The 6,944-nt window shown below is 68.3% G+C and carries 6 protein-coding genes and 1 pseudogene; 1 reads left to right on the forward strand and 6 read right to left on the reverse strand.

Going from position 1 to position 6,944, the window contains the following annotated elements; genetic code table 11:
- Positions 1-646: 646 nt before the first annotated feature.
- The 5 genes from PHY01_RS25800 to PHY01_RS25820 all read right to left on the reverse strand — a co-directional run bounded on the left by PHY01_RS25800 (position 647) and on the right by PHY01_RS25820 (position 5,083).
- Complete coding sequence (locus tag PHY01_RS25800) at positions 647-1,951, reverse strand: acyl-CoA dehydrogenase family protein (protein WP_141282840.1); 1,305 nt, start codon at positions 1,949-1,951, stop codon at positions 647-649.
- A gap of 104 nt (positions 1,952-2,055) precedes the next feature.
- Positions 2,056-2,505, reverse strand: a complete 450-nt coding sequence (locus PHY01_RS25805; RefSeq protein ID WP_141282842.1) for an RrF2 family transcriptional regulator — start codon at positions 2,503-2,505, stop codon at positions 2,056-2,058.
- Between the two features lie 94 nt (positions 2,506-2,599).
- Positions 2,600-3,910 (reverse strand): acyl-CoA dehydrogenase family protein, encoded by a 1,311-nt coding sequence (locus PHY01_RS25810; protein WP_141282844.1) that lies wholly within the window; start codon positions 3,908-3,910, stop codon positions 2,600-2,602.
- Positions 3,911-4,217: 307 nt separating this feature from the next.
- Complete coding sequence (locus PHY01_RS25815; RefSeq protein WP_141282846.1) at positions 4,218-4,487, reverse strand: hypothetical protein; 270 nt, start codon at positions 4,485-4,487, stop codon at positions 4,218-4,220.
- Positions 4,488-4,555: 68 nt separating this feature from the next.
- Entirely contained in the window at positions 4,556-5,083 is a 528-nt protein-coding gene (locus tag PHY01_RS25820) for a hypothetical protein (RefSeq protein ID WP_141282848.1), read from the reverse strand.
- Between the two features lie 337 nt (positions 5,084-5,420).
- Between PHY01_RS25820 and PHY01_RS25825 the strand changes: the two genes are divergently transcribed.
- Entirely contained in the window at positions 5,421-5,843 is a 423-nt protein-coding gene (locus PHY01_RS25825; protein ID WP_141282850.1) for a hypothetical protein, read from the forward strand.
- 22 nt (positions 5,844-5,865) lie between these two features.
- Here the strand turns inward: PHY01_RS25825 and PHY01_RS26780 are convergent.
- A pseudogene (locus PHY01_RS26780) lies at positions 5,866-6,944 on the reverse strand (MobF family relaxase); the annotation flags it as partial.

Raw genomic sequence — 6,944 nt, forward strand, 5'->3', positions numbered from 1 at the left:
ACCTCGTCGCCCCGAGCCCGTTCTCCCAGGTCAACCCATGGATTCGTCACTCACATCTGCCCACGAACTGCGGAACCCGGGGGAGTGCTCGTTGAGACTCGGACATGATCTTCCTCCTGAATGTGATCGGTCAGTGGAGGGAGCCGGTCGGTAACCCCGCCTCTCACCCCGTTCATGACCACCACGCCCTGCCGACTTACACCCAACCCGCTACTGTGTCGCAGATCACTCGCGAGCCACGTCGATAGGCATGGCCAGGCCCTCACGCGAGCGCTCGTCGACCACGAGTGGGTTTGCGGGAGCGGAACAACCGGACATCGCACTCGTCGGGGGAATCCGACTGAACTGTCCTAGCAGGTCGGGAGACTTCGGGATGCTCCGGCTATAGGACCTATCTTCAGGTCGCCTCAACAGGTCTGTCGCGCCGGGTCCGCATGCTACGGGCAATAGTCGTTGCGCTTCGCGCGAGCGACGGCGGCGCGGCGCCGTGTCAGGAAGTCAGACGTGGGCGCCGCCGCGATAGCAACAGAGGTTCGCGCCGAAGGCCCTTCCCTCGATCCCACCGACGCACCAGCCCTCGCGGCGCCTCAGGACCACCGCGGCAGCGACTGCCCCGAGCAGCCTTCGACGTCGCAGGCGGCGCAAGTCATCCTCGCTCGCCGAGCGTTCCGTAACCCTCCATCGACCTGGCGAACTGCAACGGGTCACCGTCCACGAAGGTGTCCGGGGAGAATGTCCGGTCAGCCATGACGCCCCACGTCCGGCGCCGCTGCATGGCGAGGTTCCCGGCATCATAGAGGGAGAACACCGCAGCCTCCCTGTAGAACTTCGCCATCGGAAACTTCCGGTCGAGGGCGTTGACGCCGACGACGCGCATGCAATCGGTTACCACGCTCTGCATGAGGTCGCCGCAGAAGCTCTTGTTCATCCCGCCCAAAGCGTGACCCTGCCCGTCGAACTGGTCCATGTAGTGGGCGGTCTTCCAGCAGAGATAACGACCTGCTTCGATCTTCGCGGCGATATCGGCGAGCAGGTTCCCGACGGCCTGGTGGTGGATGATCGGGCTCGACCCACCGCCGGTGTAGGTCTTGGCCCACTTGAGCGTGAAGTCGTAGGCCCCGCGGGCCAGGCCAACAGCGGCCATGCTCGCGATGGGCGCCGACCATGTGAAGTTCCGGTTGATGAGCAAGTCACCGTCGCCTGCAGCAACAAGGTTCTCTACGGGGACGCGTACGTCGCGGAAGGTCATCGTCACGTTCTGGCACGTGCGGTGCGCCATCTTGTCGATCACCTCGTACTCGATCCCGGCGGTGCCGCGCTCGACGAGAATCGCGCTCAAGCCCTCCTTCCCTCCCCTGGCGCGATCCGTCCGGACAACGCAGAGGCTGACGTCGGCGCCACGCAGATCCCATCCGCCGGAGTTGCACGGCCAGTGCTTCTCCCCGTTCACCACGTACTGTCCGCTGGACCGGTCATGTTCAGCCATCAACTGGATGCCGGCCCGTGGACTGGGGTGGTCGAAGTTGGCGGTCCCCCCGCGTTCGCTCACCGCCCAGCCCGCAAGGAAGTCACCACTGGTGTCGGCTGCGGCCCGCCCGATCCACTTCTCGCGCTGCTCCTCCGTGCCGAACCAGAGCAATGGCATCAGTGCGAGACCGTTCACGAGCAGGATCGTGGGAAAGCCCGGGTCAACCGCGCACAGTTCCTCGATCGCGACCAGGAAGTCGACGTTGGATGCGCCGCCACCGCCGTACTGCTTGGGCAGGAACATGGTGTGCATGCCCTGAGCCGCGGCCTGTCGGTAGACGGGCCGCATGGCCTGAAACGCCTCCTGAGGGTCGACTAGTGCGTCAGCCAGGATCGACGCGGGTCGCAGCACCTCCCTGGCGAACTCGCGGCTCGTGTACTTCAGCCTCTTCTGCTCGGCGGTTAGATCGAAGTCGACGGGCACGGGATGCTCCTCCTGCACGAGCGCGGCATGCGCTGCCAGCGCGTTCGGACCGACGTCACGCCGGTCCTAGCGAAGGCCACTCCGTTATGGCCGGATCCGACAGGTCAGGTGCCGGCTATTCCGTTGATCATTCCGAGGGCGCCGCGCAGCCCGTCGTCGTTGGCCGCGATCTCCTCGAGGGTGGCGTCGTCGAGCACTGCGAAGTACGCGTCCAGAGCTCGCGCGAACACGCTCCGCGCGCCACAGACGCCGGCGATGCGGCAGTATCGGGCCGGGCCCAGACACTCGACGACGGCGAAGTCAGACTCCATCGCCCGCATGACCTGGCCGACGGTGATCGCCGTCGGGTCGAGGACCAGGCGGACGCCCCCACCGCGTCCGCGGGTGGTTTCCACCAGCTCCGCCGCCGCCAGGCGCTGGACGACCTTCTCCAGGTGATTGCGCGATACGTGGTGCGCGACGGCGATATCTCCGACGGAACCCCGTCGTCCAGGCGCCACCCGCAGGTACATCAGGACGCGCAGCGCGTAATCGGCGTGACTCGTGTGCTTCATTGACCACCGGCTCGTCTCGATCGGGACCGCTACGAACCGTACCCGCCGGGAGTCCCGGCCCGCCCCCAGCGGAGGACGGGCCGGGAGACATGGGTCAGCCGGCGATGGTGCCGATCGACTCGTGGTGCTTTCCGAACTCCACGTAGTCGTCCTCCATGATCGCCCGCGGGTTGAACATCGGGTCGGCGAGGATGCCGTGCACGCGGCGGCGCTGCATGCCCATGTTGCCGCCGTCGTAGATCGGCAGGACCGAGGCTTCTCGGAGAATCTTGCCGAAGCCGTTCTTCTTCTCGAGGCTGTTCACCCCGACGATCTGCATGCACTTGAACACGCAGTCGAACATCATCTCGGTGACCTGGATCTTGTTCATCGCGCCGACGAGCTCGGCGTGCTGGTCGTGCTTGTCGAGGTAGTCCGCGGCGCGCCAGGAGAAGTAGCGGCCCATCTCGATCTTCGAGGCGACGTCGCCCAGGACGTAGCCAACGTTCTGGAACCCGATGATCGGCTTCAGGGCGCCCCCGGTGTTGCCCTTGGCGAAGTCCAGCGCCATTTCGTAGGCCGCCCGTGCCATGCCCACGGCGGCGATCGCCGCGACCGGCCCGGACCATGCGAAGTTCCGGTTGATCACGAAGTCCCCGTTGCCGACCGCGCCGGGCATGAGGTTCTCGACCGGGATCCGCGCGTTGTCGAACGTGATCTCGGCGTTGGAGGCGAGACGATGGCCGTCCTTGTCGAGGTGCTTATAGGTGACCCCCGGCGTGTCGCGCTCCAGGATAAGAGCGGACAAACCCTCAGTCCCGCCCTTCTCCGAATCCGTGCGGACGATGAGCGTGCCGGCGTTCACGCCCCGTTCGTCCCATCCGGCCGACGAAGGCCAGTACTTGCGTCCGTTGATCACGTAGGCGTCCCCGTCGAGGGTCGCCGTCAGGCCGACACCCGCCGGACGAGGCAGCTGGATGTCGAAGTTGGCGGTACCGGAGGGGTTGCCGGGCGGCTCGCTCGCCGTCCACCCGCCCAGGTAGGTGCCGGTCGGGTCCGACGTTGCCGCGGTGAGGAAGCGCTCCTTCTGCTCGTCGCTGCCATACCAGGCGACCGGCATCAGTCCGAGCCCATTGCACAGCACCGTGCAGGCGAAGCCGGGGTCGACGACGCAGATCTCCTCCGCTGCGATGACCAGGTCCACGCAGGAGACTCCGCCACCGCCGTACTCCTTCGGCAGCATGCACATGGCGATCCCGGCCTTGTACGCCTCGACGTACGCGGGCTTGGTCATCTGGAAGCCCTTGAGCGGGTCGGGCTCTGCATCGGCCTCGGCGACGACCGGCTTGAGCACGTTCTCCGAGAACGCGCGGACGTCGTACTGCAGCTTCTTCTGCTCGTCGGACATGGTGAAGTTGATGGTCATGACTACTCCAGTGGGCATCTCGGCGGATCACTGAGAGAGCACGTGCGGCGACCGGTGGTCACGCGTCCGTGACCCCGACCGCGACAGACAGTACTAGAAGTGGTACGTCGAATGCGTGTTTAACGGGTTGCGATGACGTTGCGGGACGATCCGATCGGACTCACGCTGGTGACACGGGTCCCGACCAAACGACGTCGCGCTCGGATCGCGGGGTCGACGAGGGTCGGCACCTCGCCGACGCGGTGCGCATGAGCGCAGTGGCTGCGGCCACCGTCCCCGCCTAACGGTGGTCGCCAGCGGGCTGCCCTTACCGGTGATGACTCGTGAGCCGAGGCAGGACCTCGGCAAGCCTTAAGAGGTCCACCTCACCCTCTTCGGTCAGGCCCGGAATCACTCCTAGGAGGGTCTCGGCCACCGTGAGCCGGTACTCGTGGCGGCCGCGATCCATCGCCGCCAAGACGAGAGCGTCGGATGCCGCTTGAATCGCCCCTCCCTCCGTCGCCGCAGTCCCGCTGGCCAGGGGCTGCACGTTCTCCACTCCGGCACTGAGCACGCCGAGCGTCCAGATGATGTCCATCCGCGGAGGATCACAGGCTCGGGGCGGCCGCGTCGGCGTCCGCCCCGAGTTGTCCACAACCCCGCCCGCTACTCGTCCTCGGTCGGGTTCTCCGCCAGCAACCGGGCCGCCTGGCGCCACGCGCGCAGCATCGAGGTGTAGGCGGTCGCGTCGCACACCTCCCAGTTGACAGGGCCGACCTCGATTCGCAGCATCGCCGGTACGGCGCGGCCCGCGCGGGCAGGCATGAACGCCCATGTCACGTCCGGCAGTCCAGCGAACCGGATCATCGCCGCCACTGTCGTGGGCCCGATCAGCAACGGACGACGCCCCGCAATCGCCGGGGCCAACGATTGCGCCCCGACAGCCGCGCCGCTCCACCCGTCAGCAACCGCGCGCGCCGTGGCCCCCGCGCGGATGTAAATCAGCACCGAGCCGAGGGTGAGGCCAAGCTGCTGTTCCGCGGTCCCCACGTGGGCGAGATCGATCCGGGCGGGAACCAGTCCGGCGGCTCGGACGGTCAGGTTCGTGACCACAGACGAGCTGGTGATCAGGCGTGCCTGGGTGGTCGGGCTTGACTGCTCGACGCTGCGGCTGCGGTCGGTGCGTGCGGGCATGGTGGCCTCCCGGTGCTGGTGGGCCTGGTGGCCCGTCCCCTTGGGGCGGCGGGGAGTTGTTTCCCCCGCCGCCGTAAGGCGACCAACCACGGCCGTGGAGGCTGCCGGTCAAGGGCGGCCGGAGGCCGTCGCGCAGCGACACGGAGCGAAGCGGAGTGCCCTTTACCGGGAGTCAGGCCGTGGTAAGCCGAGGGCCGCCAGGTCCCGCCGAAGGCGGTCGATCGGGCAGTTCCTGGCCTGCGCGGCCATGAGCGCGAACCCGACCTGGGACCGACCGACGGCCCGATGACCTGGTTGGACGTCGAGAACCGTCGGTGGCTCGTGCGACTCTGGATGCATGGAGGTGACGGAGAGGGACGTCGAGCGCATCCCGCTGCGCAACCTTCGCGTGCCGCTGGGCGAGTTCGTCGCCGTCTGGTCTGAGGCAGAGCGCCGGAACACCGAGCAGGCCGAGCGGGGCGTGACGGACTGGTACGCCGGGGGCGTGATCGTGACGTGCCGGTGGTTGGCCCGCGCGGTGGTGCAGCCGGCGTCGGGGCCGCGGCGGTTGGCCCGGCCTCCGGTGTCCCGGCACGACGAATGCGCTCGTGAGGAGCTGATCGAGGCGGAGTACCTGGTCGCGGAGCTGCTCGACATTCGCCGGCCGGATCTCGTCGAGACGCGTCCGGGCTGGTGTGAGGCGATCCGGGCCACCTTGCGGTGGGCGTGGCGCAGCTCGGGGACGCCTCCGATCTTTGTTTCGGCACGCGTGGCGGGATGACCGCCACCTACGCCGGCGCTGCTCAACGAGGCATCGCTCCGTCATAGCTGCCCATGCCGTCGGTGTACTCGTCGACGTCGGCGGTCTCGGCGGCCTGGTCGTCGGCGTGCCAGCGGTCAAGTTCGGCGGCCCGGTGCTCGGTCTCCTCCTGCAAGTCGATGGCCCGGCGGGCGTTGATCTCGGCAAGCGCGCGAGTCGCATCCGCGTAGTCGTCGGCGGTCTCGTCCGGAGTCGGGATCCGGACGGTGTCCTCGTTGCGCGGCGCGGGTTCGTCGGCGGCGATCTCGCGGATGTCGCGGTTCTGTGCTTCCACCACCACGTCGTGAGGCGCGGCTGCGATGTGGTCGACGTGGTCATCGATCAAGTCGGCCTCGGTGACGGCGCGGTGCTGATCGTCCTCGATCGTCGCGTGGCGGTCGGCGGCGAGCCATTCGTCGGCGGTGACGAGTTGCTCGGGTTCGGTGTCGTCGATGTGGCGGCGGGTGAGTTCGGCTTCGCAGCGTCGGCCGTAGCCGAGGGTGCGGGCGTTGTCGGCGAGGAAGTGCGCCCGGGCGTCGTCGATGACCTGGAGCCTCTCGGCCTGCGCGTCGAGGGTCTCGGCGAGCGCGCGGGCCTGTGCGGCTTCGGTCTGCAGTCGCTCGCGCTCGGCGGGGTTGGCGTCGGCTTCGGCGGCACGTAGCTCGGCGGTCTGGCGGTGGGTGGCCGCGGCCTGGCGGGTGCCGGCGAGCTCGTTGCCGACATACCGAGGCGCCCACGCCTCCTCCCGGTGTGCGGCGCGGATCCACATCCGGAGCTGGCCGTCGGTCATCTCCAGCTCTTCGCGTTCGATCTCCGGCCGGCCCAGCGTCCGCCAGGCGGCGCGGTACGCGGCGTACTGCTCGACCTGCCCCGGCTTCGGGGCGGGGCCGAGCGCATCAACGGGGTCGTCGTGGCCGCGCATCTCCCGGTACGCGGCGACCAGGCCGGCACGGCGTTCCCACTCCGCGCGAGCCTCGCTGTCGGTGGGCGCGGATCCGATGGCGCTGGTGAGCCAGTCGGGCGCGGCGTTAGCGAGTTCGGCGCCGAGCTGGTCGGCGCGCCGGTCGGCCGTCTCGGCTAGGG

It is taken from the genome of Pseudonocardia hydrocarbonoxydans, from assembly GCF_006539565.1.
Taxonomy (GTDB): Bacteria; Actinomycetota; Actinomycetes; order Mycobacteriales; family Pseudonocardiaceae; genus Pseudonocardia; species Pseudonocardia hydrocarbonoxydans.

What these genes read in the sequence shown, in the direction of transcription:
- PHY01_RS25810 (WP_141282844.1), bottom strand. Translation starts at nt 3,910, where the DNA reads ATGACCATCAACTTCACCATGTCCGACGAGCAGAAGAAGCTGCAGTAC.
- PHY01_RS25825 (WP_141282850.1), top strand. Translation starts at nt 5,421, where the DNA reads ATGGAGGTGACGGAGAGGGACGTCGAGCGCATCCCGCTGCGCAACCTT.
- PHY01_RS25815 (WP_141282846.1), bottom strand. Translation starts at nt 4,487, where the DNA reads ATGGACATCATCTGGACGCTCGGCGTGCTCAGTGCCGGAGTGGAGAAC.
- PHY01_RS25820 (WP_141282848.1), bottom strand. Translation starts at nt 5,083, where the DNA reads ATGCCCGCACGCACCGACCGCAGCCGCAGCGTCGAGCAGTCAAGCCCG.
- PHY01_RS25805 (WP_141282842.1), bottom strand. Translation starts at nt 2,505, where the DNA reads ATGAAGCACACGAGTCACGCCGATTACGCGCTGCGCGTCCTGATGTAC.